Source organism: Streptomyces sp. NPDC090442 (assembly GCF_044769405.1).
In the GTDB taxonomy this organism is placed as follows: Bacteria; Actinomycetota; Actinomycetes; order Streptomycetales; family Streptomycetaceae; genus Streptomyces.
This window is the reverse complement of record NZ_JBIVXW010000033.1, coordinates 83638-109048: the sequence shown is the minus strand read 5'-3', so window position 1 is coordinate 109048 and position 25411 is coordinate 83638. Positions and strand designations below refer to the sequence as shown.

General features: G+C 73.6%; 23 protein-coding genes. 7 read left to right on the top strand and 16 right to left on the bottom strand.

The window, feature by feature from the left end; all coding sequences use genetic code 11:
* Positions 1–462: 462 nt before the first annotated feature.
* The 7 genes from ACIQU6_RS23610 to ACIQU6_RS23580 all read right to left on the bottom strand — a co-directional run bounded on the left by ACIQU6_RS23610 (position 463) and on the right by ACIQU6_RS23580 (position 7599).
* Positions 463–2067 carry a DoxX family protein gene (locus ACIQU6_RS23610; protein ID WP_403483644.1) on the bottom strand — a complete coding sequence of 535 codons (1605 nt, stop codon included), beginning with the start codon at positions 2065–2067 and terminating at the stop codon, positions 463–465.
* A 188-nt stretch (positions 2068–2255) separates the two neighbouring features.
* Positions 2256–3209, bottom strand: a complete 954-nt coding sequence (gene rlmB / locus ACIQU6_RS23605; RefSeq protein WP_403483643.1) for a 23S rRNA (guanosine(2251)-2'-O)-methyltransferase RlmB — start codon at positions 3207–3209, stop codon at positions 2256–2258.
* Between the two features lie 153 nt (positions 3210–3362).
* Entirely contained in the window at positions 3363–4757 is a 1395-nt protein-coding gene (gene cysS / locus ACIQU6_RS23600; protein WP_403483642.1) for a cysteine--tRNA ligase, read from the bottom strand.
* A 118-nt stretch (positions 4758–4875) separates the two neighbouring features.
* On the bottom strand, positions 4876–5280 hold the full coding sequence (locus ACIQU6_RS23595; RefSeq protein ID WP_403483641.1) for a PPOX class F420-dependent oxidoreductase: 405 nt from the start codon (positions 5278–5280) through the stop codon (positions 4876–4878).
* Positions 5281–5422: 142 nt separating this feature from the next.
* Positions 5423–5941, bottom strand: a complete 519-nt coding sequence (gene ispF, locus ACIQU6_RS23590) for a 2-C-methyl-D-erythritol 2,4-cyclodiphosphate synthase (RefSeq protein WP_403483651.1) — start codon at positions 5939–5941, stop codon at positions 5423–5425.
* Positions 5934–6680 carry a 2-C-methyl-D-erythritol 4-phosphate cytidylyltransferase gene (gene ispD, locus ACIQU6_RS23585; protein ID WP_403483640.1) on the bottom strand — a complete coding sequence of 249 codons (747 nt, stop codon included), beginning with the start codon at positions 6678–6680 and terminating at the stop codon, positions 5934–5936. Before ispD ends, ispF begins: the two co-directional genes overlap by 8 nt.
* A 436-nt stretch (positions 6681–7116) precedes the next feature.
* Positions 7117–7599, bottom strand: a complete 483-nt coding sequence (locus tag ACIQU6_RS23580) for a CarD family transcriptional regulator (RefSeq protein WP_003953493.1) — start codon at positions 7597–7599, stop codon at positions 7117–7119.
* A gap of 797 nt (positions 7600–8396) precedes the next feature.
* Between ACIQU6_RS23580 and ACIQU6_RS23575 the strand changes: the two genes are divergently transcribed.
* Positions 8397–9011 (top strand): DUF461 domain-containing protein, encoded by a 615-nt coding sequence (locus ACIQU6_RS23575; protein WP_403483639.1) that lies wholly within the window; start codon positions 8397–8399, stop codon positions 9009–9011.
* A 73-nt stretch (positions 9012–9084) separates the two neighbouring features.
* Here the strand turns inward: ACIQU6_RS23575 and ACIQU6_RS23570 are convergent, their stop codons facing one another.
* Both ACIQU6_RS23570 and ACIQU6_RS23565 read right to left on the bottom strand, forming a co-directional pair.
* Complete coding sequence (locus ACIQU6_RS23570; protein ID WP_016572018.1) at positions 9085–9765, bottom strand: response regulator transcription factor; 681 nt, start codon at positions 9763–9765, stop codon at positions 9085–9087.
* Positions 9762–11066, bottom strand: coding sequence for a sensor histidine kinase (locus tag ACIQU6_RS23565; protein WP_403483638.1), 1305 nt, complete (start codon positions 11064–11066; stop codon positions 9762–9764). The genes ACIQU6_RS23570 and ACIQU6_RS23565 overlap by 4 nt, the downstream gene beginning before the upstream one ends.
* 364 nt (positions 11067–11430) lie before the next feature.
* Here ACIQU6_RS23565 and phoU point away from each other — a divergent pair, with 364 nt between their 5' ends.
* Together phoU and ACIQU6_RS23555 are read left to right on the top strand one after the other, a co-directional pair.
* Positions 11431–12108: a phosphate signaling complex protein PhoU gene (phoU, locus tag ACIQU6_RS23560; RefSeq protein WP_403483637.1), complete on the top strand. Its 678-nt coding sequence runs from the start codon at positions 11431–11433 to the stop codon at positions 12106–12108.
* 86 nt (positions 12109–12194) lie between these two features.
* On the top strand, positions 12195–12344 hold the full coding sequence (locus ACIQU6_RS23555) for a hypothetical protein (RefSeq protein ID WP_383412809.1): 150 nt from the start codon (positions 12195–12197) through the stop codon (positions 12342–12344).
* Between the two features lie 152 nt (positions 12345–12496).
* On the opposite strand, the gene ACIQU6_RS23550 is transcribed toward ACIQU6_RS23555, so the two are convergent.
* Complete coding sequence (locus ACIQU6_RS23550) at positions 12497–13258, bottom strand: phosphoglyceromutase (protein WP_403483636.1); 762 nt, start codon at positions 13256–13258, stop codon at positions 12497–12499.
* 222 nt (positions 13259–13480) lie between these two features.
* On the opposite strand from ACIQU6_RS23550, the gene ACIQU6_RS23545 reads away from it, so the two are divergent.
* Positions 13481–14872 (top strand): MDR family MFS transporter, encoded by a 1392-nt coding sequence (locus ACIQU6_RS23545; RefSeq protein WP_403483635.1) that lies wholly within the window; start codon positions 13481–13483, stop codon positions 14870–14872.
* A 208-nt stretch (positions 14873–15080) separates the two neighbouring features.
* Complete coding sequence (locus ACIQU6_RS23540) at positions 15081–16376, top strand: alpha/beta hydrolase family protein (protein ID WP_403483634.1); 1296 nt, start codon at positions 15081–15083, stop codon at positions 16374–16376.
* Between the two features lie 16 nt (positions 16377–16392).
* Here ACIQU6_RS23540 and ACIQU6_RS23535 read toward each other — a convergent pair whose 3' ends face one another.
* A complete protein-coding gene (locus tag ACIQU6_RS23535; RefSeq protein WP_403483633.1) occupies positions 16393–16926 on the bottom strand; it encodes a YbjN domain-containing protein in 534 nt (177 codons plus the stop codon).
* The gene (gene mshA, locus ACIQU6_RS23530; RefSeq protein ID WP_403483632.1) at positions 16919–18301 is read right to left on the bottom strand and encodes a D-inositol-3-phosphate glycosyltransferase; all 1383 of its coding nucleotides are present in this window, start codon (positions 18299–18301) and stop codon (positions 16919–16921) included. The genes ACIQU6_RS23535 and mshA overlap by 8 nt, the downstream gene beginning before the upstream one ends.
* A 196-nt stretch (positions 18302–18497) precedes the next feature.
* Here mshA and ACIQU6_RS23525 point away from each other — a divergent pair, with 196 nt between their 5' ends.
* Positions 18498–19355: a class I SAM-dependent methyltransferase gene (locus tag ACIQU6_RS23525; RefSeq protein ID WP_403483631.1), complete on the top strand. Its 858-nt coding sequence runs from the start codon at positions 18498–18500 to the stop codon at positions 19353–19355.
* Between the two features lie 29 nt (positions 19356–19384).
* On the opposite strand, the gene ACIQU6_RS23520 is transcribed toward ACIQU6_RS23525, so the two are convergent.
* The 4 genes from ACIQU6_RS23520 to ACIQU6_RS23505 form a co-directional block, all read right to left on the bottom strand.
* Positions 19385–20248: a helix-turn-helix transcriptional regulator gene (locus tag ACIQU6_RS23520; RefSeq protein ID WP_403483630.1), complete on the bottom strand. Its 864-nt coding sequence runs from the start codon at positions 20246–20248 to the stop codon at positions 19385–19387.
* A gap of 47 nt (positions 20249–20295) precedes the next feature.
* A complete protein-coding gene (locus tag ACIQU6_RS23515; RefSeq protein WP_403483629.1) occupies positions 20296–20808 on the bottom strand; it encodes an NUDIX hydrolase in 513 nt (170 codons plus the stop codon).
* 19 nt (positions 20809–20827) lie between these two features.
* Positions 20828–22027, bottom strand: a complete 1200-nt coding sequence (locus tag ACIQU6_RS23510) for a CHAD domain-containing protein (RefSeq protein WP_403483628.1) — start codon at positions 22025–22027, stop codon at positions 20828–20830.
* A 127-nt stretch (positions 22028–22154) separates the two neighbouring features.
* Entirely contained in the window at positions 22155–24434 is a 2280-nt protein-coding gene (locus ACIQU6_RS23505) for an RNA degradosome polyphosphate kinase (RefSeq protein WP_403483627.1), read from the bottom strand.
* A gap of 311 nt (positions 24435–24745) precedes the next feature.
* Here ACIQU6_RS23505 and ACIQU6_RS23500 point away from each other — a divergent pair, with 311 nt between their 5' ends.
* Positions 24746–25369 (top strand): GNAT family N-acetyltransferase, encoded by a 624-nt coding sequence (locus ACIQU6_RS23500; RefSeq protein WP_403483626.1) that lies wholly within the window; start codon positions 24746–24748, stop codon positions 25367–25369.
* Positions 25370–25411: the final 42 nt, after the last annotated feature.

The window sequence follows — 25411 nt, the reverse complement described above, 5'->3', positions numbered from 1 at the left end:
CGGCAACGCCGCAGGGGGTCCCCCCGCGCCCTTTAGGCGTGGGGGAGTGCGTGCCAGACGCCGCGACGCCGCGGAGATCCGTCAGAAGCGCCCTAAAGCGCCCGTGCCGTACGCGGCCCTCGCTTGAGCCCTCCCGGCAGCGGCGTCCGCCGCGCCTCGCCAGGAGCCGAGCCACGCCCCCAGAAGGCCGACACAACGGCAGCGGCAGGGTGAAGCGGGGCCAAGGCGCCCCGGAGGCGGGCGCACAAGGGCCTCAGAGCCCCTCTCGGCTCCCGACCCTCCCCGTGCCTGCCCGCCCCTCCCCCGCATCCCTCAACGCCCCTACAGGCCCTCCTGGTTGTCCCTCGCCCGCCCCCAGCCCCCGCCTCCAACGAGTCGTCCCCGACCGCCCGCCACCCCGGCCGCGGGGCCGTGGGGAGAGCGGAGCGATCGGGGACGAGGTGGGGGCGATATACGGGCGGGTCAGCCCAGGAGGCCGCCCAGGGTGTTGCCGTGGCCGGAGTCGCCTCCGGGGGCACCGCTGTTGGAGCTGCCGGTCGTACCGGCGCCGGTGCCGCCCGAGGTGGCCGGCGCCTGCGTACGGGACGGGGCGTGGGTCGGGCCCGAGTGCTGCGGGGCGCTGGTGGTCGCGCCCGGGCGGTGCGTCGAGGCACCGGTGTGGGCCCCCGCCGACGGCGTGCCGGGGGCCGAGGCCGACGGGGTGCCGGGCTTGTGGGCCTTGTGGGAGGCGCTCGTCGAGGGCGTGCCGAGGTGCCCGGGAGTGCGGTGGTCGGGGCGGGTGGCGTGGTGGCCGAGGCGGGGCAGCGGCGAGCCGGGGAGGTTGTTGATCGCGGGCTCGCCGGGCCGCGGCACGGTCGGCACCCGCGCGGTCCGCACCGCGCCGCCCAGCAGGGAGCCGATGAGCAGGGTCAGTCCGGCCACCACCGCGGTCATCACCGCGCCGCGGCGCAGCACCCGGCGGCGCAGCGCGCCGACCTCGACGCGCGGGCCCAGCCGCCGCCACGCCTCGCCGGCCAGCCGGGCGTCCATGGAGTAGACGGGGGCGCCCGCGATGACCAACGGGCTCCAGGCGGCGAGATAGATGATGTCGGGGGCGTCGTAGGCGGGGAAGGCGCGCCAGCTCACGGTCATCAGCAGCGCCGCGGAGAGCAGCGCGCCGAACGAGGCGGCGACCCGCTGCCACAGCCCGCAGATGGTCAGCACGCCCACCACGACCTGGAGGAAGGCCACCGTCAGGCCGGCGCCGACCGGGTGCGCGACCGCGAAGTCCCGCAGCGGGACGGCCAGTTCCCAGGGGTGCAGGGAGAGCAGCCAGGTGACCATCGAGCCCCGCTGGCCGCCGTCGAAGTAGACGGGGTCGCAGAGCTTGCCCATCCCGGCGTAGACCGAGATCAGGCCGAGGAAGATCCGCAGCGGCAGCAGGACGACGCCGAGGTTCATCCGGCGGCCGGGGTAGTAGGCGTGCCGGACGGCGTCGCCGCTGCGCCGCCGGGCCCCGGACTCGTAGCGGTCGCGCGCCTCGAAATGGTCCTCGAAATGGTCCTCGAAGCGGTCCTCGTCGTGGCCGTCCCCGCCGTCGTCCCACCGGCGCCCGGCGAACTGGCCGGGCACCGCGCGGGTGCCGTGCGGCAGGGTGTCCTCGACGTCGGCGGGGCCGCGCTGGCCCACGACGGTGGAGGCGGGGGCGTCGCCGAGCCGGACGCGGGGCAGCACCTGGGTCGTGCCGAGGTCGTCGGCGGGACGGGGGTCCGGGCGGACGCCCGCGTCGCGCACCGCGTGCAGGAGCTGGGTGGTGGCGCCGGCGGTGCCGCCCGGTCCGGTGCGGCCGCTCCAGACCACGGGCGTGCGGCGTCTGGGCGGCGATCCCCGGAGGGCGGGGACGCGCGCGGTCTCGGCCAGCGCGCCGGCGACCACGGGGGCGGCGAGCTGCACGCGGAAGCTGGCGTGGTTGACGATGACCTGCGCGGGATCGCACGGCACCTTGACCGAGCTCAGGACCGGCTCGTCGTCGAAGCCCGGCGAGCGTCCCCCCGTAGGCGTGCGGGGTGTTCTGGTGTCCACGCTCATCTAACCGAGTGACCCGCGGTTAAGACACTGCCTTGACCGACCCGATCTGTCCGAGACCCGTCAAAAGATCACGTGATACGGCGAGACGAGCGGAACGTCCGCCCACCCTCGGGCGGGCACACGGCGTCGGTGTCCGGGCCGGGCGGCGCGTGGCCCGCCCGGCCCGAAGTACGGCCCGGTACAACGGATCAGGCGCGGCGGCGCGCCGCCTCCCACAGCACCACGCCGGCCGCGACGCCGGCGTTCAGCGACTCCGCGCCGCCCGGCATCGGGATCCGCACCCGCACGTCGCAGGTCTCGCCGACCAACCGGGACAGACCCTTGCCCTCGCTGCCGACCACGATGACGACCGGGCCGTCCAGCAGCTCCAGGTCCTGCAGTTCGGTGTCGCCGTCCGCGGCCAGACCGACCACCGTCAGCCCCGCCTTCTGGTACGACTCCAAAGCGCGCGTCAGGTTGGTGGCGCGGGCCACCGGCGTACGGGCCGCGGTGCCGGCCGAGGTCTTCCAGGCGCCGGCGGTCATCCCGGCCGCCCGGCGCTCCGGCACGACGACGCCGTGGCCGCCGAACGCCGAGACGGAACGGACGACGGCGCCGAGGTTGCGCGGGTCGGTGACCCCGTCCAGGGCGACGATCAGCGGGTCCTCGCCGTCGTCGAAGGCGGCGGCCGAGAGGTCCTCGGGGTGCGCGTACTCGTACGGCGGGATCTGGGCGACCAGGCCCTGGTGGTTGAGCCCGTTCGTCATCCGGTCGAGCTCGGCGCGGGGCGCCTCCAGGAGGTTCAGCCCGAGCTCGGTGGCGAGCTGGAGCGCCTCGCGGACCCGCTCGTCGTTGTCGATGAACTGCTGCACGTACAGGGTGGTCGCCGGCACGCCCTCGCGCAGCGCCTCGACGACCGGGTTGCGGCCCACGACCAGCTCCGCGGTGCCCTTGGCGCCACCGCGCCGCGGCGCCGGCCGGCGGACCGCGGCCTGCTTGGCCTTGGCGTTGGCGACGCGGTTCTTGACGTGCCCCTTGCGGGCGGACGCGGGCGGGGTCGGGCCCTTGCCCTCCAGGGACCGGCGCCGCTTACCGCCACTGCCGACCTGAGCGCCCTTCTTGTTCGACGTGCGGCGGTTCCTGCGCTGGCTGTTGCCGGCCATGGGTCACCTGTTTCTTCACTGCTCTCGACGTCTCGCGACGTGGAGTGGGTACGTACGTATGGATTGAGTGTCGCCCGCGGCCGCCGGGAAGGGCGAATCCGGCTGGTGACCGGGGGTGCGGCCGGCCCCGGGACGGTCCCCGGGGGCGGACGCTTAGGACAGCGTCCAGCGCGGGCCGGAGGGGGTGTCCTCGATGGTGAGGCCGGACTGCTGGAGCTGGTCGCGGATGGCGTCGGCGGTGGCGTAGTCCTTGCGGGCGCGGGCGCTCTGCCGCTGCTCCAGGACGAGCTGGACCAGCGAGTCGACGACGCCGTGCAGGTCCTCGCCGCGGTCCGCGCCGCCACCCGACCAGCGCTCGTCGAGCGGGTCCAGGCCGAGCACGCCGAGCATCGCGCGCACCTCGGCGAGCCGGGCCACCGCGGCCTCCTTGTCGTCGGCGGTCAGCGCGGAGTTGCCCTGCCGGACGGTGGTGTGCACGATCGCCAGCGCCTGCGGGACGCCCAGGTCGTCGTCCATCGCCTCGGCGAACGCCGGCGGCACCTCGGCCGCGGGCTCGACGATGCCGGCCTTCTCCACCACGCGCTGGACGAAGCCCTCGATCCGCGCGAACGACGACTCGGCCTCGCGCAGCGCCTCCTCGCTGTACTCGATCATCGAGCGGTAGTGCGGGGTGCCGAGGTAGTAGCGCAGCACGATCGGCCGCCAGCGCTTGACCATCTCCGAGACCAGCACGGAGTTGCCCAGCGACTTGGACATCTTCTCGCCGCTCATGGTCACCCAGGCGTTGTGCGCCCAGTACCGGGCGAACTCGTCGCCGTACGCCTGGGCCTGCGCGATCTCGTTCTCGTGGTGCGGGAAGACCAGGTCGACGCCGCCGCCGTGGATGTCGAAGGCGGAGCCCAGGTACTTGTGGGCCATCGCCGAGCACTCCAGGTGCCAGCCCGGCCGGCCGCGGCCCCAGGGGGTCTCCCAACTGGGCTCGCCCTCCTTGGCCGCCTTCCACATGGCGAAGTCGCGCGGGTCCCGCTTGCCGGTCTCGCCCTCGCCGGACGGCTGGCGGAGGTTGGCCAACTCCTGGTTGGAGAGCTGGAGGTACTCCGGGAAGGACTTCACGTCGAAGTAGACGTTGCCGTCGGCGGCGTAGGCGTGGCCGCGCTCGATCAGGCCGCGCATCATCTCGATCATCTCGGGGATGTGGCCGGTGGCGCGCGGCTCGTAGGTGGGGCGCAGGCAGCCGAGGGCGTCGTAGGCCGCGTTGAAGGCGACCTCGTTCTCGTACCCGATCGACCACCAGGGGCGGCCCTGGTCGGCCGACTTCTGGATGATCTTGTCGTCGATGTCCGTGACGTTGCGGACGAACGTCACGTCGTAGCCGCGGTGGGCGAACCACCGGCGCATGATGTCGAAGTTGAGTCCGGAGCGGATGTGCCCGATGTGCGGTGCGGCCTGCACGGTCGCGCCACAGAGGTAGATCGAGACACAGCCCGGCTTGATCGGGGTGAAGTCACGGATCTGCCGGGCGCTGGTGTCGTACAGGCGAATCGTCACGGGACCAGGGTAGTCGGAACGCAACGGTGCCCTGTGCCCTCTTGGGCACAGGGCACCGGATCCGTCAAAGCCGCCCGATTTGCCGGCTTATCCGGACGGAACACTTCCGGACGACGCCTCAGACGCCGCCGACCACCTTCCGCGGGGTGATGCGGACCACGACCCGCTCCGCGTCGTCGACCGCGTCCGCGTTGAACTCCGCGTACGCCTTGCCCGTGTACTTCCGCGAGAGCTCGTCGATCAACTGCTGCCCGCCCTCGGTGCTCAGCGTCGCCTCGCCGCGGATCTCGGCGTAGGTGTACGGCGCGTCGAAGGGCTGGACGACGACCGAGACCCGCGGGTCGCGGCGGAGGTTCTTCTCCTTGCGGCGCCCGACGGTCGTGGAGATCAGCAGGTCGTCGCCGTCCCGCTTGACCCAGACCGGGGAGAGCTGGGGGCTGCCGTCCGGCTGGACCGTCCCCACCATGACGAAGACCGGGGAGTCGAGCAGCTTCTTGAGACCGTCGGAGAGCGTTGCAGACACGAGGTTCCTTCCCGTGGACCGGACCGTTGGCTTTTGAGGAACACCCGTACCCGGATTCCGTCCCAACGCCCCCTGCTGCACCGGGCATTCCGACGCAGTGGGCCCGATCGGCGCAGCCCGACCCGGCCCACCCCGCGGCCTCTCAGGCGGTGCGCACCACCAGCGCGGTGGCGATCGCCGCCAGCCCCTCGGCGCGGCCGGTCAGCCCCAGCCCGTCGGTGGTGGTGCCGGAGACCGAGACCGGCGCCCCGACGGCCGCCGACAGCGCCCGCTGCGCCTCGTCCCGGCGCTTGCCGACCTTCGGCCGGACGCCGATGACCTGCACCGCGACGTTGCCGATGGCGAAGCCCTCGGCCCGCACGATGCGCGCCGCCTCGGCCAGCAGCGTCACCCCGGAGGCGCCGGACCACTCCGGGCGGGAGGTGCCGAAGTGGGCGCCGAGGTCGCCGATGCCGGCCGCGGAGAACAGCGCGTCGCAGGCGGCGTGCGCGGCCACGTCGCCGTCGCTGTGCCCGGCCAGCCCGTAGCCGTCGCTCGCCGCGGCGTCCCACAGGAGCCCGGCGCACCACAGTTCGCGCCCCTTCTCGAAGGCGTGCACATCGGTGCCGACCCCGACGAGCGGGATGCCGGGCACCGGCGCGGTCGCGGCGGACTCAGACATAGCCATCGGTGGCCCTCCTCCGGGCGAGTACGGCCTCGGCCAGGACGAGGTCCAGCGGCCGGGTCACCTTGAACGCTTCCTCGTGGCCCGGGACGAGCACCACCGGCTCCCCGAGCCGCTCCACCAGCCCGGCGTCGTCGGTGGCCCCCTCGCCCTCCACGACGACCTCGTGCGCCTTGCGCAGCGTGGCCGGGTCGAAGCCCTGCGGGGTCTGCACGGCACGCAACAGCGACCGCTCCGGGGTGCCGACCACCGGTTCCGGGGACCCCTGGGGGCGCGGCTCGACCTGCTTGACGGTGTCGGCCAGCGGCAGCGCGGGGACCACGGCCGGGGCGCCGTCGCGCACCGCCGCGATCACCGTGTCGACGGTCTCGACCGGGACGAGCGGACGGGCCGCGTCGTGCACCAGCACCACGTCGATCCCGTCGGGCAGCGCCGCGAGCCCGAGCCGGACCGACTCCTGGCGGGTGGCGCCGCCGGGGACCACGACCAGGTCGGTGCGGTCGGCGAGCGGATGGGCGTCGAGGAGGTGGCCGACCTCGTCGGGGCCGTCCGGCGGGGCGACCACGACGATGTGCGTGACGGCGCGCGAGGCGGCCATCGCGCGGACCGCATGGACCAGCATCGGGGTGCCGCCCAGGGTGCGCAGCGCCTTGGGCGTACCGGGGCCGAGCCGGACACCGCGGCCGGCGGCGGGGATGACCGCCGCGGTGCGGGCCGGACGGGAGGGATCTGACATCGATGGCTCCGAAAGTCCGGGCGGGCCCGGAATTAGGGCAGGCAGGTTTGTTTCCTCGGGCGGGGTGGGTATGGCCTGGAGGGACCCCCTGCCCGTGAAGCTCGGGGGTGTGCCGGGCGAGACGCCCAGACCGCAACCCTTCCGTGACAGCGGTCGGGGCAGCATCCCGCACCCGGCACGCCACGGGGGGTCTCCCCGCTCAGCATGGCCGGGGGCGGAGCCCGGCGGCCTTCACCGACGAAGTCGCCGCCGGCTCAGCGTCCGGCCTTCCCACACGCTCCCCGCAGATATGCCGCAGCGCCCGGCAACAGACCCTCCGCATCGGGGAGGCGGTCGTCGCTCGGGCACCGCGGCATTGCACGTACGTCGTTGCTGCTGCGTCGGCACACCGGCTTACGTCACCGTGCTCGCGTCGTCGCAGTCAGCGTGCGCGTCGTCAGGACGCGAGGACCTCGTCGAGCAGGGCCTCGGCCTTGTCTTCGTTGGTGTTCTCCGCGAGGGCCAGCTCGCTCACCAGGATCTGGCGGGCCTTGGCGAGCATCCGCTTCTCACCCGCGGAGAGCCCGCGCTCGCGCTCGCGCCGCCACAGGTCACGAACGACCTCGGCGACCTTGATCACGTCGCCGGAAGCGAGCTTCTCAAGATTTGCCTTGTAGCGACGGGACCAGTTCGTCGGCTCCTCGGCATACGGTGCGCGCAGCACCTCGAAGACCCGGTCCAGCCCGTCCTGACCAACCACGTCGCGTACGCCGACGAACTCCGCATTGTCCGCTGGCACACGAACAGTCAAGTCGCCCTGGGCGACCTTCAGCACCAAGTAGGTCTTGTCCACGCCTTTGATCTGGCGAGTTTCGATGGCCTCGATCAGCGCGGCCCCGTGATGGGGATAGACCACGGTGTCGCCAACCTTGAACGTCATGTGACAGGTACCCCTTCCGTGGCTATCCATGCTAACACGGGAACGGGCCGTTCTGAATGGCGTTTTCGCAGGTCAGGGCATATCTCGGGGCTTGACAACAGCGGCCGGAACGTGCTGCGAGGGGGCTCCCGGCGCAGGTATCCGCAGGTGGGAGGGGCTTCCCGGGTGCGGAGAAAGCCGCCCGCGACGGGCCGGAATCACGGAGATCAACAGGTGAAACATCCCGATTTACGCCGATCCACCTGAGCGAGTTCCGCTACTCCGTTCGGATGCTTGGTGACGAGTCGGGCGTGATTCCCGGAATTGATCAACGATCCCGTGCGACCGCGAGTGATCAATTTCGGGCGTCATGTGCATTCCCTGTGAATACCGCTTTTCACCTGGGGGAAACACCGCGGTCACCACTCGAACAGTCGCGTGCCGAATATGCCCGGCAGTTCTCCGGAGATCGAGACGGAGAGGGGCGCGGAGAGGGGTGTGGAGATCCGCTCGGAGATCGGTCGGGGGATCGGGTCGAGAGCGGCTTCCGGAATTGGGGGGCGGGGGCGGCGCGGGTCGCCCGGGCGGGGTGCCGGTGTGGGTGGGTCGGGGCAGGTACGGGGGTGGGTGATCGCTTAGGGGGCGGGTCGGGTGCGGGACCGCGAGGGCGGCTCGGTAACCTAGCGGCGCTGACCCACCCTTAGGGCGGCTTTACGTGCCCGTCGCCATGACGCGTACGCGAACCGTCCTCAGCCGTCCATCCGCGACCGGGCACGAATCGTTCGGCCGCCGTAGCTCGTCAAGGAGATGCCGCCGCCGTGAGCCGCAGCCTTCGACGCGGCGTCCTCGCCGCCACCGTCCTCTCGCTCTCGATCGCCACCCTCTCCGCGTGCGCCGCCGGGAACGACGCCCAGACGCTGGAGGTCAAGCCGGACAACGCCGAGACCAGCGTCGGCGACATCAAGGTGCAGAACGCCAACGTCGTCACCCAGCCCGAGGTCACCGCCAAGGGTCCGGCCGCGATCACCGCGACGGTGTTCAACACCGGTACCAAGGACCAGCAGTTGACCGGCATCTCGGTCGACGGCACCGGCCAGTCGGCCAAGCTGTCCACCAAGATCAACGTGCCGGCCGGCGGCTCCGTCGTCATCGGCGGCAAGGGCAACCCCAGCGCCCTCCTGGAGAGCGGCCGGGAGGCCGTCCAGGACGGCAACGCCCAGCAGTTGACCTTCGACTTCAGCAGCACCGGCAAGGTCAAGCTGAACGCCTTCGTCGTCCCGGCGAAGAACATCTTCGAGAGCTACGGCCCGTCCGTGACGCCGCAGCCGAGCACCTCCGCGTCCGGCAAGCCGGGCGAGGCGGGCAGCCCGAGCGGCTCGGCCTCCCCGAGCACCTCCGGCAAGCCCTCGGAGTCGGGGCACGCCGGCCACTGAGGCCCGCAGCACGTGAAGGGGCGCCCCTCCCGGTCGGGAGGGGCGCCCCTTCACGTGTGTCCCGCGCCGCGGCCTACGGCTCGAACTTGTAGCCCAGGCCGCGGACCGTCACCAGATAGCGCGGGGCGCCCGGGTCGGGCTCGATCTTGGCGCGCAGCCGCTTGACGTGGACGTCGAGGGTCTTGGTGTCGCCCACGTAGTCGGCGCCCCAGACGCGGTCGATCAACTGCATGCGGGTCAGCACCCGGCCGGCGTTCCGCAGCAGCATCTCCAGCAGGTCGAACTCCTTGAGCGGCAGGTCGACCTTGCCGCCGGAGACCGTGACGACGTGGCGGTCCACGTCCATCCGCACCGGGCCGGCCTCCAGGGCCTGCGGGGCGACCTCCTCCGGCTCGCCGCGGCGGCGCAGCACCGCGCGGATCCGGGCGACCAGTTCGCGGGAGGAGAAGGGCTTGGTGACGTAGTCGTCGGCCCCTATTTCGAGACCGACGACCTTGTCGATCTCACTGTCCTTGGCGGTCACCATGATGACCGGGACGTTGGAGCGGCCGCGAAGCTGGCGGCAGACCTCGGTGCCGGGCAGGCCCGGCAGCATCAGGTCCAGCAGGACGAGGTCGGCGCCGTTGCGCTCGAACTCGTCCAGACCGTCGGGCCCGGTGGCCGCCACGGCGACCTCGAAGCCCTCCTTGCGGAGCATGTACGACAGTGCGTCGCTGAACGATTCCTCGTCCTCGACGACGAGCACTCGGGTCACGGAAGGACCTCCGGGGCTGGGTGAGCTGGGAGCGGATCGTTGAAGGTCTCGTACGGGCGGTCCTCGTCGTCGAGGCCCTCCGCAGTGAGGTCCGAGGGCCGCTCGCGATCGCGCACGGCCCCGGCTTCCGGGAGACGCAAGGTGAAGGTGGAGCCCTGTCCCTCAGCGCTCCACACCGTGACCTCCCCGCCGTGCGAGGCGGCCACGTGCTTGACGATGGCGAGGCCGAGGCCGGTCCCGCCGGTGGCGCGCGAGCGCGCCGGGTCCACGCGGTAGAACCGCTCGAAGATGCGGTCCCGGTCCTTTTCGGAGATGCCGATGCCCTGGTCGGTCACCGCTATCTCGATCAGGTCGCCGCCGGGCGCGGGCACCCGGCGGCCGGCGATCCCGACGCGGGTGCGCGCCGGGGAGTAGTTGACGGCGTTCTCGACGAGGTTGCCCAGGGCGGCGGCGAGCTGGCCGCGGTTGCCCCAGATGTGCAGGCCGTCGGCCTCACCGCCGCGCTTCGCGGCGCCCTCGGAGCCGCCGATGGAGCTGGCGATGGTGATCTGCTTGGTGCCGGCCTGCTGGCGGCAGCGGTCGACCGCCTCGGCGACCAGCTCGTCGACCGGAACCGGCTCGGCGTCCTCCAGCGGGTCGTCGTTCTGCACCCGGGAGAGGTCGATGAGCTCCTGGACGAGGTTGGTCAGGCGGGTGGCCTCGTTCTGCATCCGGCCGGCGAAGCGGGTGACCGCCTCCGGGTCGTCGCTGGCGTCCATCACCGCCTCGGAGAGGAGGGAGAGGGCGCCGACGGGCGTCTTGAGCTCGTGGCTGACATTGGCCACGAAGTCGCGGCGGACCGCTTCGATGCGGCGGGCCTCGGTGAGGTCCTCCACCAGGAGCAGGACCAGCCGGGAACCGAGCGGGGCGACCCGGGCGGAGACCGCCAGGGCGTCCCCGCGGCCGGTGCCGCGGCGCGGTAGGTCGAGCTCCACCTGGCGTATCTCGCCGTCCCTGCGGGTGTCGCGCGCCATCTGGAGCATCGGCTCCACGGCCAGCCGACCGCCGCGCACCAGCCCGAGGGCGTACGCCGCGGAGCTCGCCTTGACCACCGCGTCGGCCTCGTCGAGGACGACGGCGGAGGAGCGCAGCACCGACAGGACGGTGTCGACACCGGGCGGCAGGACCGCCTCGGTATGCAAGGACGTGCGGGTGGGCTTGACCTGATCCCGCTCGCTCCAGCGGAACGCCAGCATGGCGAAGACGCCGGTGCACAGACCGGCGATCGCTGCCATCGCGGCGACCGCCGCGTCCACGTTCATGAATCCAGAATATGTGCCGCCTCCGACACTCCCCCAGCGGTGGGAGCCGCTGCTCAGCCACCCTTCGCCCAGAGTTCACCGAGGCGTCGGGGTCGGTTCACCGATCGCGACGGCGGAGCGCGGGTGGCGGCCTCTCGGCCGCGGCGACGTCTCCCAGAGTTCACCTTCGGGTCGGCGGCAGTTCACCCCCGGTGGCCCCGCCCGTCGCGATCCGGCCGCACATTGAGGGTGCCGGGACCGCCGGCGGCCGGTCCGTGGGAGCGTAGGCGCAAACGCCACCCCCCTTCACCACCACGCACGCCCCCCGGAACTCCCGGGAGCACTCCGGAACCCCCAACCCCCTCGAAGCGAGAGAAGGTCACTGATGCGGGACGCGTACCACGAGGAGCTGGACTCGATCAGCGAGGGCCTGGTCGAGATGGCCCGGCTCGTCGGCTCCGCGATCGGGCGCGCCACCACGGCGATACTCGACGCGGACCTGAAGCTGGCCGAGAGCGTCATCGCCGCCGACGAGAGGGTCGACGACCTGCAGCGCGATCTGGAGGCCCGGGCCATCGCCCTGCTGGCCCGCCAGCAGCCGGTCGCCACCGACCTGCGGATCGTCGTCACCTCGCTGCGGATGAGCGCCGACCTGGAGCGCTCCGGTGACCTGGCCCAGCACGTCGCCAAGCTGGCCCGGCTGCGCTTCCCCGAGCGGGCGGTGCCGCGCGATCTGCACGCCACCATCCTGGAGATGGGGCAGTTGGCGCAGCGGCTGATGGCCAAGGCCGGCGAGGTCATCATCACCAAGGACGTCGATCTCGCGCTCCAGTTGGAGCAGGACGACGACGCGATGGACCTGCTCCACCGCACCCTCTTCCAGCACCTGATGGACGACCGCTGGAAGCACGGCATCGAGACGGCCGTGGACGTGACCCTGCTGGGCCGCTACTACGAGCGCTTCGCGGACCACGCGGTCTCGGTGGCCAAGCGCGTCGTCTACCTCGTGACCGGCGAGCACGCCGACGAGATCGCGCCCTCGACGGGGGTCGAGGGCGCGTAACGTGCGCCCACGCGCCGTTGACGCGCCTATGCACCCGGGCTTGCAATAAGCACCAGGTGACCCCTAGGAGGCGAAGAATGGCACTCATGGCGGACTCCCCGAACCCCGCGTCCCAGGACGAGCAGCCGGCCGTCGACCGGCCGCTGCTCCCCGTCCTCGGCGCCTGTGGCTGCGGCTCCGGATGCGGCTGCGGCTGCCAGTCCGGGGGCCCGTGCCAGTGCGGCGGCAACTGCTGAACGGCCCGCTCCACCGACGGCCCGCCAACGGCCCCGTGACGACGGCACGGTGAGCACGGCACGGTGCCCCACGCGGCCCCGACCCGGCAAAAAGCCCCCTACCTGCGGAGAAAACCGCTGGTAGGGGGCTTGCTCGCGCGGTGCGCGGGAGCTTACTTCTTCTTGCCCTGGTTCTTCACGGCTTCGATGGCGGCCTTGGCGGCCTCCGGGTCGAGGTAGGTGCCGCCCGGCTTGACGGGGCGGAAGTCGGCGTCGAGCTCGTAGGCGAGCGGGATGCCGGTGGGGATGTTCAGGCCGGCGATGTCCGCGTCCGAGATCCCGTCCAGGTGCTTGACCAGGGCGCGGAGGCTGTTGCCGTGGGCGGCGACGAGGACCGTGCGGCCGGCGGTGAGGTCCGGGACGATGCCGTCGTACCAGTACGGCAGCATGCGGGCGACGACGTCCTTGAGGCACTCGGTACGCGGGCGCAGCTCCGGCGGGATCGCGGCGTAGCGCGGGTCGTCGCTCTGGGAGAACTCGCTGCCGTCCTCCAGCGGGGGCGGCGGGGTGTCGTACGAGCGGCGCCACAGCATGAACTGCTCCTCGCCGAACTCGGCCAGGGTCTGCGCCTTGTCCTTGCCCTGGAGCGCACCGTAGTGGCGCTCGTTCAGCCGCCAGCTCCGGTGGACCGGGATCCAGTGGCGGTCGGCGGCCTCCAGGGCGAGCTGCGCGGTGCGGATGGCCCGCTTCTGGAGGGAGGTGTGGACGACGTCGGGGAGCAGGCCGGCGTCCTTGAGCAGCTCTCCGCCGCGGACCGCCTCCTTCTCGCCCTTCTCGTTGAGGTTGACGTCCACCCAGCCGGTGAACAGGTTCTTCGCGTTCCACTCGCTCTCGCCGTGGCGGAGCAGGATCAGCTTGTACGGTGCGGTGGCCATGCCGTCGAGCGTAATCGACGGCATGGGGTGCGCCTGCGGGCGGCCGTCACCTGCGCGGATCGGTGCCCGGCGGGGGGGAGGCGGGGCGGCGCGGCTTGACGCTTCCGGTCAATTGTGTGGCGGCCGGGAGCGCCCGCTTTGTAGTTTGCGCGGGTCGCCCACGCCGTCTGCGGGAGGGCGCTTTCGCTGCTCGTAGCCGTTCGGTGTCCAGGGGGGTCCGTCATGTCTGCGCCGGTAAGTGGTGCCAAGGTCCGGGGTCGGGGGCGGCTGCGGCGGGCCGCCGTGGCGAGCGTCTCGGGACTGCCGCGGCAGTTCTGGTGGCTGTGGACCAGCACGTTGATCAACCGGCTCGGGGCGTTCGTCGCCACCTTCCTGGCGCTCTACCTGACCGTCGAGCGCGGCTACTCGGCCTCGTACGCGGGGCTGGTCGGTGCGCTGTACGGGCTCGGCGGGGTGGTCTCTTCGGTGGGGGCGGGGGTGCTCGCCGACCGGCTCGGGCGGCGGCCGACGATGCTGGTGGCGCAGGTGTGCACGGCGGTGTCCGTGGCGCTGCTGGGGTTCATGACCGATCCGGTGGCCATCGCGGTGGTGGCCTGCGCGGTCGGGATGGCGTCCAACGCCTCGCGGCCCGCGGTGCAGGCGATGATGGCCGACATCGTCGCCCCGGAGGACCGCGTCCGCGCCTTCTCCCTCAACTACTGGGCGATCAACCTGGGGTTCGCGGTCTCCTCCAGCGTCGCCGGGCTGATCGCCGAACACGGCTATCTGGCCCTCTTCTTGGGCGAGGCGACGCTGGTGCTGGCCTGCGCGCTGGTGGTGTTCTTCGCGTTGCCGGAGTCGCGCCCGGCGGTCGGTGGGGCCGCGGACGCGCCGGGGGACGCGGCCGGCGCGGCGCGGGTCTCGATGCTGACGGTGCTGCGCGACGGGCGGTTCATGACCGTCGTCGGGCTGAACCTGCTGCTGGCGCTGCTGTTCCAGCAGGCGTATGTGTCGCTGCCGGTGTCGATGGGTCTCGCGGGCTTCTCCAGCGCGGACTTCGGGCTGGTCATCGCGGTCAACGGGGTGCTGATCGTGCTGCTCCAGATCCCGGTGACCCGCTTCATCGAGCACCGCAGCCCGGCCGCGCTGCTCATCGGCTCGGCGCTGCTCGCCGGTTACGGCTTCGGGCTGACGGCGCTGGCCGGCTCGCTCGCCCTGTTCGCGCTCGCGGTCGCCGTCTGGACGCTCGGCGAGATCATCAACTCGCCCACGCAGATGGGCCTGGTGGTCCGCCTGTCGCCGCGCCACGGCCGCGGTCGCTACCAGGGCATGTACTCGCTGTCCTGGTCCGTCGCGTCGCTGGCCGCGCCCCTGTTGGGCGGCACGGTCATCGACCACTACGGCGCCGGGGTGCTCTGGGCCGGCTGCGCGGGGGTCGGCACGGTGGCCGCGGTGGGGTACGGGCTGCTGCTGCGGGGGCTGCCGGAGCGGGTGGACACCGCAGCCGGGGCCACCGCGGGCGGCGCCACCGGCCGGCCGGGCGCGGCGAGTTCGGGCCCCACGCGTGCGGGTGCGGGGCATCCGGACGACGGCCGCGCCGGGACCGACCGGGGCGGGATCCCGTCGAGCTCCTAACGGGGGCGGCGTAGCGATGCGCGCCCGGGGCCTCGTAAGCGGCGGTCGGCGGCGGCTCTCGTGGACGTCTCCTTCGTGCTGGCCGCACCCCCAAGACAGGTGCCCGCACGGTCGATTGGGCCGGCCGGGGCCGGGATCGTACTGGGTACGGGCGGTGGGCGTCCGTCGGGCGCGGGTCGCGTCCGCAGGGGCGAACGGGGAGAACGCGATGGGCGGCACGGCGCGGAGGCTGGCGGGGGTCGGGGCGTTGGTGGTGGTCGCGGTGACGGCCGCGGCGGGCATCGGGGCCGGGGCGGAGGGTGGGCGCCAGGAACCACGGGGCCGGGCGCACGCCACGGCGGCCGCGCTCACGCTCCCCGCGCCCACCGGCCCGTACCCGGTCGGCACGGTCGCGCTGCACCTCACGGACCGCCACCGGCCCGACCCCTGGGTCGCCCAACGGCCGTACCGGGAGCTGATGGTGAGCGTGCGCTACCCGGCCACCCGGGACGCCGGGCGGTTCCCGCGGGTGCCGCAGTTGACCGCGGTCGAGGCGGCCGCGTTCGACCGGCTGGGCAACTTCGCGGACCACGTCCCGGCCGGCAGGGTCGCCTGGGGCGCCACCCTCACCCACGCGCACCGGGGCGCCCCCGTGGCCCGGCCGGACGGCCACCGGCTGCCGGTGGTCCTCTACTCCCCCGGCGCCGGCGACCCCCGCTCGTTCGGCAGCGCGCTCTGCGACGAACTCGCCTCCCGGGGCTACGCGGTGGTGACCCTCGACCACCCCTACGAGGCGCCCGCCGTGCAGTTCCCGGACGGCCGGGTGGCGCGCAGCGTGATGCGCGCGGAGCTGGCGAAGGCCCAACGGGCCGGTCGGATCACCGCGTTGCTGGAGAAGGTCGCCGCGGTGCGGGTGGCCGACACCCGGTTCGTGCTGGACCAACTGGCGCGCGGCGGGGCGGACTCGGCGCTGCCGGCGGAGCTGCGCGGGGCGCTGGACCCGTCCGCGGTGGGGATGTTCGGGCAGTCCGCGGGCGGGTTCACCGCCGTGCAGACGATGCACGACGACCCGCGGATCAGGGCGGCGGTGAACATGGACGGGGTGATGGGGTACACCCAGCGCGATGACGATCCGTCACATCCGTCCAGTGTGGGGCGGGACGGGGTGGACCGGCCGTTGCTGCTGATGGGGATGGCGGGGGACGACCACCACGCGCTCCCCTCCTGGGGCGCGGCCTGGCGGCACAGCGCGGCCCGCGGGACCTGGCTGCGGGACCTGACGCTGCGGGGCGGCCGGCACGCCAGTTTCACCGATGCGGAGGCGCTGATCCCGCAGGTCGCCCGGCAGGTGGGGCTGCCCCGCAAGGACGTGACGGAGCTGGTGGGGACGCTCGACCCGGCACGCGCGGTCGCCGCCGAACGGGCCTATGTCACCGCGTTCTTCGACCGGTGGCTGCGCGGCCGGGACGGCCGCCTGCTGGACGGTCCCTCGGCGCGCCACCCGGAGGTGCGCTTCGTGAGGTGAGCCGGCGGCGCCGCGGCTACTGCTCCGCGTCGCCGCGGGTCAGCCGCTCGAACGCGGAGAGGTTGCGGGTGGACTCGCCGCGCGCCACCCGCCAGGCGTACTCCTTGCGGATCGCCGAGGCGAAGCCCATCTCCAGCAGGGTGTTGAAGCTGCCGTCGGCGTTCTCCAGGACGGTGCCGAGGATCCGGTCCAGCTCGCCGGGGGTGACGGCGGCCAGCGGGAGCTTGCCGACGAGGTAGATGTCGCCCAGCTTGTCGATCGCGTAACTCACGCCGTAGAGGCGGGTGTTGCGCTCCAGCAGCCAGCGGTGGACGGCCTCGTGGTTCTCGTCGGGGCGGCGGACGACGAAGGCGTTGACGGAGAGCGAGTGGCGGCCGACGATCAGCGAGCAGGTGGTGGACAGCTTGCGGGTGCCGGGCAGCTTGACGACGTAGTTGCCGGCGGCCGGCGACTCCCATTCCAGGTCGGCGTCCTTGAGGGTGCGCTCGACCACCGCGGCCGCGTCCGCCGCCTGCTGCTCGCCCCCGGAGGGCCGCCGTTCCTCAGCCATGCAGCGATCGTAGGTGACGGCGGCGCTCCTGCATCGCGGCGGTGTAGACGTCGGCGGTCGCCGCGGCGGCGGTGTCCCAGCCGAAGGACTGGGCGTGCCGGGCGGCGGCGCTGCCCATCCGGGCGGCCAGCGTCCCGTCGTCGACGAAGCGGCGCAGCGCGCGGGCGTAGTCGACCGGGTCGTGGCCGGCGACCAGGAAGCCGCTGACGCCGTCCCGCACGGCCACCGGCAGCCCGCCGACCGAGGCCGCCACGACCGGGGTGCCGCACGCCTGCGCCTCGATCGCCACCAGCCCGAACGACTCGCTGTACGAGGGCATGACCAGCACGGACGCGGCGCGGTACCAGTCGGCGAGCTGCTCCTGGCCGACCGGCGGGCGGAACCGGACCAGATCGGCGATGCCCAGCCGCGCCGCCAGCTTCTGCAACCCCTCGGGCTTGGCCAGGCCGCTGCCGCTGGGGCCGCCGACCACCGGGACCACCATGCGGGAGCGCAGCGAGGGGTCCTCGTCGACCAGCGCGGCGGTGGCGCGCAGCAGGATGTCGGGGGCCTTGAGCGGCTGTATCCGGCCGGCGAAGAGCGGGATCACCGCGTCCTGCGGCAGGCCGAGGCGGGCCCGGGCGGCGGCCCGGCTCGCCTCGACGTCGGCGGTGCCGTCGTCCGCCAGCGGCCGGAAGCGGTCGAGGTTGACACCGGGGTGGACCACCGCGACCTTGCCCGGGTCGGCGTCGTAGTGCCGCACCAACTCCTCCGCCTCCTCGGCAGTGTTGGCGATCAGGCGGTCGGCGGCCCCGACGATCTGGGTCTCACCGATGACCCGGGCGGCCGGCTCGGGGGCGTCGCCGACGGCCAGCGCGGCGTTCTTGACCTTGGCCATGGTGTGCATGGCGTGCACCAGCGGGACCCGCCAGCGCTCCGCGGCCAGCCAACCGACGTGGCCGGAGAGCCAGTAGTGGGAGTGCACCAGGTCGTAGTAGCCGGGGCGGTGGCCGGCCCACGCCTGCATCACGCCGTGGGTGAAGGCGCACAGTTGGGCCGGCAGCTCCTCCTTGGCCAGCCCCTCGTACGGGCCGGCGGCGACGTGCCGCACCAGGATGCCGGGGGCCAGCTCGACGGCGGGCGGCAGGGCGCCGGTGGTGGCCCGGGTGAAGATCTCCACCTCGATGCCGGCCGCGGCCAGCTTCCGGGCCAGCTCGACGATGTAGACGTTCATCCCGCCGGCGTCGCCGGTGCCGGGCTGGTGGAGCGGTGAGGTGTGCACACTGAGCATCGCCACCCGGCGGGGACGGCGGGCCCCCTTGGGCAGCCGCAACCGCGGCGGGCCCCCGAACTGGCCGTGCGGCCGGCTGCGGAGCCTGGACACATAGTGGCTCACTGCGAGCAACCTCCTAGGCGAGGCGGGCGCTCGCCTCCGCCCCCCTCCAACAACACCGCACCGCGATCCATTTCCATCCGTCCCGTCGTCTTCGAACTTTCTTCGTACTTTGCCAAAGCGTGATCCGGGCCGCGCTGCGGGGCCCGGCGCCGGCCGCCCGGCGGGCCGGCCCGCCGCGACCCCATACCCTCGATGCATGGCCCGCCGCTCGACCGTTTCCGCCCGCACCGCCGCCGTCCCGGCACCCGCGCCGTCCCGGCCGGTCGGAACCGCCACCCGCGGCACCACCAACCCCAACCGGCTGCGCCGCATGGACCGCTGGATCGCCGCCGAGCACGGCGCGGAACTGCGCCGCGCCGCCGACCCGGTCGCCGTCGACCTGGGCTACGGCGCCGCCCCCTGGACCGCGCTGGAACTGCTGACCCGGCTGCGCACGGTGCGGCCGGACGCCCGCGTCGTCGGCATCGAGATCGACCCGGCCCGGGTCGCCGCCGCCCTCCCCTACGCCCGCGCCGGCCTGGACTTCGTCCACGGCGGCTTCGAGGTGCCGCTGCCCGGCCCGCCCGGCCGCGCCCCGCTCCTCATCCGGGCCGCGAACGTGCTGCGCCAGTACGACGAGGACGAGGTCGCCGCCGTCTGGGCGCGGCTGCGCGCCCGGTTGGCGCCCGGCGGGCTGCTGGTCGAGGGCACCTGCGACGAGATCGGGCGCCGGCACGTGTGGGTCGCGCTCGGCCCCGAGGGCCCCCGCACGGTCACCTTCGCCGCCCGGCTCGGCTCCCTGGACGCCCCCTCCGACCTGGCCGAACGCCTCCCGAAGGCGCTGATCCACCGCAATGTGCCGGGCGAGCCGGTGCACGCCTTCCTGCGCGACTTCGACCGGGCCTGGGCGAGCGCCGCCCCCCTGGGCGCGCTGGGCGCCCGTCAGCGGTGGCGCGCCGCCGTCGCCGCCCTGGCCACCGACTGGCCGCTGGCCGGGGACCCCCGCCGGCGGCGCCAAGGAGAGGTCACGGTGCGGTGGGAGGCGCTGGCCCCGCGGGGCGGCGGGGTGCACTAGCCGCGCCCCCGTAGAGCGGCGGGTCCTGGCTAGGACGCCACCGCCGCGCCCGCCACCGGCCGCGCCAGCGCGCGCAGCCTGGCCTCGGACGCCGAGCCGGCCGGCGCGGTGTACGTGACCAGCACCTGGTCGGGGTCGCCCGCCAACCGGAAGCTCTCGAAGGTCACGGTCAGCTCCCCGACCTCCGGGTGCCGCATCCGCTTGGTCCCGCGCAGGCACTCGTAGACGCCCTGGGCCGCCCACATCCGGCGGAACTCCGGGCTGTGGTCGAGGAGTTCGCCCACCACCTCGCAGATCCGCGGGTCGTCAGGGTGCCGCCCGCTGTCCGCCCGCAGATTGCCGACGACCTCCTCGGCCTTCTTCTCCCAGTCCGGGTACCGCTCCCGGGCCGCCGGGTCGAGGAAGACCAGCAGCGCGGTGTTCCGTCGGGCGGGCCGGAGCGCTTCGAGGTCGAAGGAGAGCCGGGCGCCGGCGCCGTTCCAGGCCAGGATGTCCAGCCCGCGGCCGAGCAGCACGGCGGCGACCGCGGGGTCCATCGCCGCCAGCAGCTCGCGGACCTCCGGCCGCACGGTCTGCGCCGGAACCGGCGCGCAGGTGCCGGCGGTCCGGCGTCGCGGCACCGCGACGTTGCGCAGATACGCCACCTCGCCGTCCGACAGTCGCAGCGCCCGCGCGATGGCGTCCAGGACGGAGCCGGAGACGGCGGGCGCCCGGCCCTGCTCGATCCGGGTGTAGTAGTCCACGCTGATCCCGGCGAGCTGGGCGACCTCCTCGCGCCGCAGCCCGCGCACCCGGCGGCGGCCGAACCCGTCGGGCAGACCGACCTCGGTCGGGTCGAGCGCGGCACGGCGCGCCTTCAGGAAGGCACTGATCTCGATTTCCCCGTGCAGCATCACTCCAGTATGCGCCGGGCACGGAACGCAGGGTTCCGCGGTGCCGGTCAGCCGCCCCCGCCCGGCCTGTCCGCCGGCTCCGGCCCGGCCCCGGAACCACTCCCGGGCAGCGCGCTCAGCAACGCGCTCACCAGGTCCTTGTCGCGGTCCTGGGTGAGCACCTCCCGGGCCACGTCCGGCGGCACCCACCAGACGCGGTCCACCTCCTTGTTGGGGATGAAACCGCCGCCGGTGGCCTCGGCCGCCCAGTAACGGACCTCCTTGGGGCGATCGCCGACCCGGTAGTGGACGGTGGGGAGTTCCGGGCCGGGCGCGCAGGTCATCCCGGTCTCCTCCAGCACCTCGCGCAGCGCGCCCCGCCGGGCGTCCTCGCGCGGCTTGAGCTTGCCCTTGGGATGGGACCAGTCGTTCCACTTCGGCCGGTGGACCAGGGCCAGTTCGATCCCGTCGCCGCCCGGCGCCCGGCGCCACAGCACGCAGCCGGCCGCCCGGACCGGCCCGTTCGGCACCGTCCGTGCACCGCTCGCCCCGCCGCCCCCGCGGCCCGCCGTCCTGCCCATCGCGCCCCTCCCGTCCCGCTCAGACGCCGCGCTCGCCGGCCGGGCCCGGCAGCCACACCCGCCCGAAGGCGTAGCGGGCCGCCTCGACCTCGTGCCGCTGGTCGGCGTGGAGCACGCCCAGCGCGTACGCGGTGGCCGGCGCGATCCGCGGCGTACGGGCCGCCGTGGCCGCCGCCGCGGCCGCCTCGGCGGCGTCCCGGTGCTGGGTGAGGACCCGGTCGGACGCGAACAGCCGGGGGTCGACGGCGTCCGGGGCGATCACCTCCTGGGCGTAGTGGTTGATCCGGACCAGCAGCCGCGCCCGGTGCCAGGGCGCGTCCTGGCCCTGCTCGACGGCGAGCGCACCGGCGTTGTACGGGTGGCCGGCGCGGGCCAGCGGCAGGGTGGCGACCGCCTCGGCGAGCCGCCGGTGCGCCTGTTCGGCGAGCGGCGGCAGCGCCTCCGCCGCGGCCACCTCGCCGGCCCGGCGGGCCAGCGGCGCCTCGGAGGCCAGCACCGCGACCGCGTCCGCGACGGCGTGGAAACGGGACGAGCCCAGCGCTTGGAGGGCCGCCGAGTGCGCCCGCGCGCGGGCGAGGGTGAGCTGCCGGTCGAGCAGCGCGCCGGCCCGGGCGGCGCCGGCGGTCAGCGCGCTCTCCGGCTCCGGCTCGGTGGCGGCGGCCGGGACGGTGGCGATGGCCGCGGCGGCGGACGGTGCGGCCGGTCGGCCGTCCCGGGCGCTCCGGGCGCCGCGTCCGGACCGGGCGCCCCGGCCGCCCCGCTCCGCCGGCCAGTCGGCCCGCTCGCCACGCCCGGTCAGCCGGGTGAGCGCCCCCATCAGCCGGTCCCGGCGCGCCTCGCACGCCTGCTCGCGGGCGAGGGTGGTGCTCAACCAGCCGAGCTCGGCCCTAAGTTGGTCGGCCCAGACCTCCTCGGTCAGCGGCCGGAAGGTGTGCAGCGTGGCGCTGATCCGGCGGGCGGCGCGGCGCAACTGCCAGGCCGCCTCGCCGGCGCCCGCCGCGTCCGGGCCGGCCTCCCGGTGGAGCCGCAGGCTGCGCAGGAAGTCCGTGGACTGCCGGTGCAGATAGCCGGCCAGCACCTCGCCGGCCGTCCGCCCGCCGAGCCCGGGACCGTCGTCCGGCCCGTAGGGCACCCCGTCCTCGCACCCCGTGCGCGCCGCCCCGGGCACACCGCCGTCCGCCCCGTGGAGCGCCTCCCCGTAGACCCCGTTCCCGTACACACCGCCCCCCGGCCCGTCCACCACTGCGGCGCAGGCCCCCGGCGCCGGGCCGGGTTCGTATCCGATTCCGCTTCCGCTTCCCCCGCCGGTCCCGAGGAGGCCGTGCCGCGGCCCCCCGGCCGGCTGGTCATGTCGCTGGGCCACGCCGGCGCCTCCGGGCGTCGATGAGCATTTCCTGTACGTTCCGCAGCGGGGTGCCGTCCGCGTCCACCGCGTGCCGGGTCCAGTCGCCGTCCGGGTCCAGGTGCCAGGACGAGGTGGTGTCCGACGTCCCGGTCTCCAACAGCCGGTTCAGGGCCGCCCGGTGGGCCGGGTCGGTGACCCGTACCAGCGCCTCGATCCGCCGGTCGAGATTGCGGTGCATCATGTCCGCGCTGCCCAGCCACACCTCGGGCTCGCCGCCGTTGCCGAAGGCGAAGACCCGGGAGTGCTCCAGGAAGCGGCCCAGCACGCTGCGGACCCGGATGTGCTCGCTCAGCCCGGGCACCCCGGGGCGCAGCGCGCAGATGCCGCGCACCCAGATGTCGACGGGCACGCCGGCCTGCGAGGCCCGGTAGAGCGCGTCGATGACGGCCTCGTCGACCATCGAGTTGACCTTGATGCGGACGTAGGCGGGACGGCCCGCCCGGTGGTGCACGGCCTCCTTGTTGATCCGCTGGATCAGCCCGTCGCGCAGCGAGGTGGGCGCCACCAGCAGCCGGCGGTAGGTCTCCCGCCGGGAGTAGCCGCTGAGCCGGTTGAAGAGGTCGGAGAGGTCGGCTCCCACCTGGGGGTCCGCGGTCAGCAGCCCCAGGTCCTCGTACAACCTGGCCGTCTTGGGGTGGTAGTTGCCGGTGCCCACGTGGGAATACCGGCGCAGCGTCTCGCCCTCCTGGCGCACCACGAGGGAGAGCTTGCAGTGCGTCTTCAGCCCGACCAGGCCGTAGACGACGTGACAGCCGGACTCCTCCAGCTTGCGCGCCCACTTGATGTTGGCCTGCTCGTCGAAGCGCGCCTTGATCTCCACCAGGACGAGCACCTGCTTGCCGGACTCCGCGGCGTCTATCAGGGCGTCCACGATCGGCGAGTGGTCGGAGGTGCGGTACAGCGTCTGCTTGATGGCCAGCACCTTGGGGTCGGCCGCGGCCTGCTCCAGGAACGCCTGCACCGAGGTGGAGAACGAGTCGTAGGGGTGGTGCAGCAGGACGTCGCGGGCGCGCAGCGCGGCGAAGATGTCGGGGGCCGAGGCGGACTCCACCTCCGACAGGTCGCGGTGGGTGCCGGCCACGAACTTGGGGTACTTCAGCTCCGGCCGGTCCAGCGCCCCGATCCCGAACAGCCCGGTCAGGTCGAGCGGGCCGGGCAGCGGATAGACCTCGGCCTCGGAGACCTTCAGCTCCTGGACCAGCAGGTCCAGGACGGCCGGGTCGATGGTCTCCTCGACCTCCAGCCGGACGGGCGGCCCGAAGCGCCGCCGCATCAGCTCCTTCTCCAGGGCCTGGAGGAGGTTCTCGGCGTCGTCCTCCTCCACCTCCAGGTCCTCGTTGCGGGTCACCCGGAACATGTGGTGCGCCCGCACCTCCATCCCGGGGAACAGCTCCTCCAGGTGGGCGGCGATCACGTCCTCGATGGGCACGTACCGCTGCGGGGACGCCTCCAGGAAGCGGGAGAGCAGCGGCGGGACCTTCACACGTGCGAAGTGATCATGGCCACTGACCGGATTGCGGACCACCACGGCCAGGTTCAGCGACAGCCCGGAAATATAGGGGAAGGGGTGCGCCGGATCGACCGCCAGCGGGGTCAGCACCGGGAAGATCTGCTGCCGGAACAGCGTGAACAGCCGGGCCTGCTCCTTCTCGGTCAGGTCGGGCCAGCGGATCAGGTGGATGCCCTGGTCGGCGAGTTCCGGCGCGACGTCCTGCTGGAAGCAGGCGGCGTGCCGGGCCATCAGCTCGCGGGACCGGGTCCAGATCAGGTCCAGCACCTCCCGGGGCTGGAGCCCGGAGGCGGAGCGGGTGGCGACGCCGGTGGCGATCCGCCGCTTGAGGCCGGCGACCCGGACCATGAAGAACTCGTCCAGATTGCTGGCGAAAATCGCAAGGAAATTGGCGCGCTCCAGAAGCGGGGTGGCCGGGTCCTCGGCGAGCTCCAGCACCCGCTCGTTGAAGGCCAGCCAGCTCCGCTCGCGGTCCAGGAACCGCCCGCTCGGCAGTTCCTCGCCGTTCGCACCCGGGACGCCGCGGTCCTCGTACGCGTCGGGGTCGGCGTCCAGGTCGGGCTCCAGCCCGGAGAGGTCGCGCCGGACGGCGTTCGGCCGGTGCGCGGCGATCGAGCCGACCGAGGGCTGCAGGGGTCCCAGCGCCCTCGGCGTCTCCTGGGGCGGCATCTCGGGCTGGGCCGGGGCCTGAGCGCTGCGCTGCTGGTTCATGTCCTTATTCTTCCGCGCTCGGGGGCTTCCAGGCGCGTCAGGAGGCGGCGGCACGACTTCGAGCCGCGGGTTCGGGACGTTCGGCACAGCGGGCTGCATTCAGTGATGCTTGCAAGCGATATTGAATCGCTGGTGAAGGGGACATGGCGGCCAGGCAAGCGGGACGCTACCCCCGGGTGTTTTTCTGCCCGCCCCGACGCCCGACGATCTTCACGGCCGCCAATCCGAGCGGGCCCGGAAGCCGGACCGGCCCGCCGCCACCCCCCGGAAAGTCCGCTGCGCCGCCCGCCCGCGCTCCCTACGCTGACCGCGTGCCCAGACCTTCCACGCCACCCATACCCCCGCCGCCCCCGCTCCCGTACACCCCCGCGTACCCGCTACGGACCGCGCGCCTGGACCTCCGTCCCGTCCGCCACGACGACTTCGCCGCCGTCCACGCCTATCAGCGCCGCCCCGAGGTCTGCCGTTACCTCTACTGGGGCCCGCACGACGAGGCCGCCTCCCGCGCCTCGATCGCCGACAAGGCGACCCGCACGACGCTGCGGCAGTCCGGCGACTTCCTCCAACTCGCCGTCGCCCTACGGGACTCCGGGACCCTGGTCGGCGACGTCACCTTCGTCTACACCCACCGCGCGCACCGCCAGGGCGGCATCGGCTACGTCTTCAACCCCGAGTACGCCGGCCGCGGTTACGCCACCGAGGCCGCCGGCGCCCTGCTCCGACTGGGCTTCGCCGAGCTCGGACTCCACCGCATCCAGGCCGAGTTGGACGGCCGCAACACCGCCTCCGCCAAGCTGCTGGAGCGCCTGGGCATGCGCCGCGAGGGCGAGCTGCGGGAGAACGAGTTCCTCGACGGCGAGTGGAGCGACGAGGTGATCTACGCGATCCTGGCGCGCGAATGGCGCGCCCGACAGGAGCGGGCCGCACGGCCGTGACACATGCGGCGGGGCGGGCCCCACGGCCCGCCCCGTCACGCT

Bases quoted from the DNA above. Each gene is read 5' to 3' on its own strand.
- ACIQU6_RS23525 (WP_403483631.1), top strand. From the start codon at position 18,498: ATGGCCCGCCGCTCGACCGTTTCCGCCCGCACCGCCGCCGTCCCGGCA.
- ACIQU6_RS23540 (WP_403483634.1), top strand. From the start codon at position 15,081: ATGGGCGGCACGGCGCGGAGGCTGGCGGGGGTCGGGGCGTTGGTGGTG.
- rlmB (WP_403483643.1), bottom strand. From the start codon at position 3,209: ATGGCCGGCAACAGCCAGCGCAGGAACCGCCGCACGTCGAACAAGAAG.
- ACIQU6_RS23580 (WP_003953493.1), bottom strand. From the start codon at position 7,599: ATGACGTTCAAGGTTGGCGACACCGTGGTCTATCCCCATCACGGGGCC.
- ACIQU6_RS23520 (WP_403483630.1), bottom strand. From the start codon at position 20,248: ATGCTGCACGGGGAAATCGAGATCAGTGCCTTCCTGAAGGCGCGCCGT.
- ACIQU6_RS23555 (WP_383412809.1), top strand. From the start codon at position 12,195: ATGGCGGACTCCCCGAACCCCGCGTCCCAGGACGAGCAGCCGGCCGTC.
- ACIQU6_RS23545 (WP_403483635.1), top strand. From the start codon at position 13,481: ATGTCTGCGCCGGTAAGTGGTGCCAAGGTCCGGGGTCGGGGGCGGCTG.
- ACIQU6_RS23505 (WP_403483627.1), bottom strand. From the start codon at position 24,434: ATGAACCAGCAGCGCAGCGCTCAGGCCCCGGCCCAGCCCGAGATGCCG.
- ACIQU6_RS23535 (WP_403483633.1), bottom strand. From the start codon at position 16,926: ATGGCTGAGGAACGGCGGCCCTCCGGGGGCGAGCAGCAGGCGGCGGAC.
- ACIQU6_RS23610 (WP_403483644.1), bottom strand. From the start codon at position 2,067: ATGAGCGTGGACACCAGAACACCCCGCACGCCTACGGGGGGACGCTCG.
- ACIQU6_RS23565 (WP_403483638.1), bottom strand. From the start codon at position 11,066: ATGAACGTGGACGCGGCGGTCGCCGCGATGGCAGCGATCGCCGGTCTG.
- ACIQU6_RS23550 (WP_403483636.1), bottom strand. From the start codon at position 13,258: ATGGCCACCGCACCGTACAAGCTGATCCTGCTCCGCCACGGCGAGAGC.
- ACIQU6_RS23515 (WP_403483629.1), bottom strand. From the start codon at position 20,808: ATGGGCAGGACGGCGGGCCGCGGGGGCGGCGGGGCGAGCGGTGCACGG.
- ispD (WP_403483640.1), bottom strand. From the start codon at position 6,680: ATGTCAGATCCCTCCCGTCCGGCCCGCACCGCGGCGGTCATCCCCGCC.
- ispF (WP_403483651.1), bottom strand. From the start codon at position 5,941: ATGTCTGAGTCCGCCGCGACCGCGCCGGTGCCCGGCATCCCGCTCGTC.
- phoU (WP_403483637.1), top strand. From the start codon at position 11,431: ATGCGGGACGCGTACCACGAGGAGCTGGACTCGATCAGCGAGGGCCTG.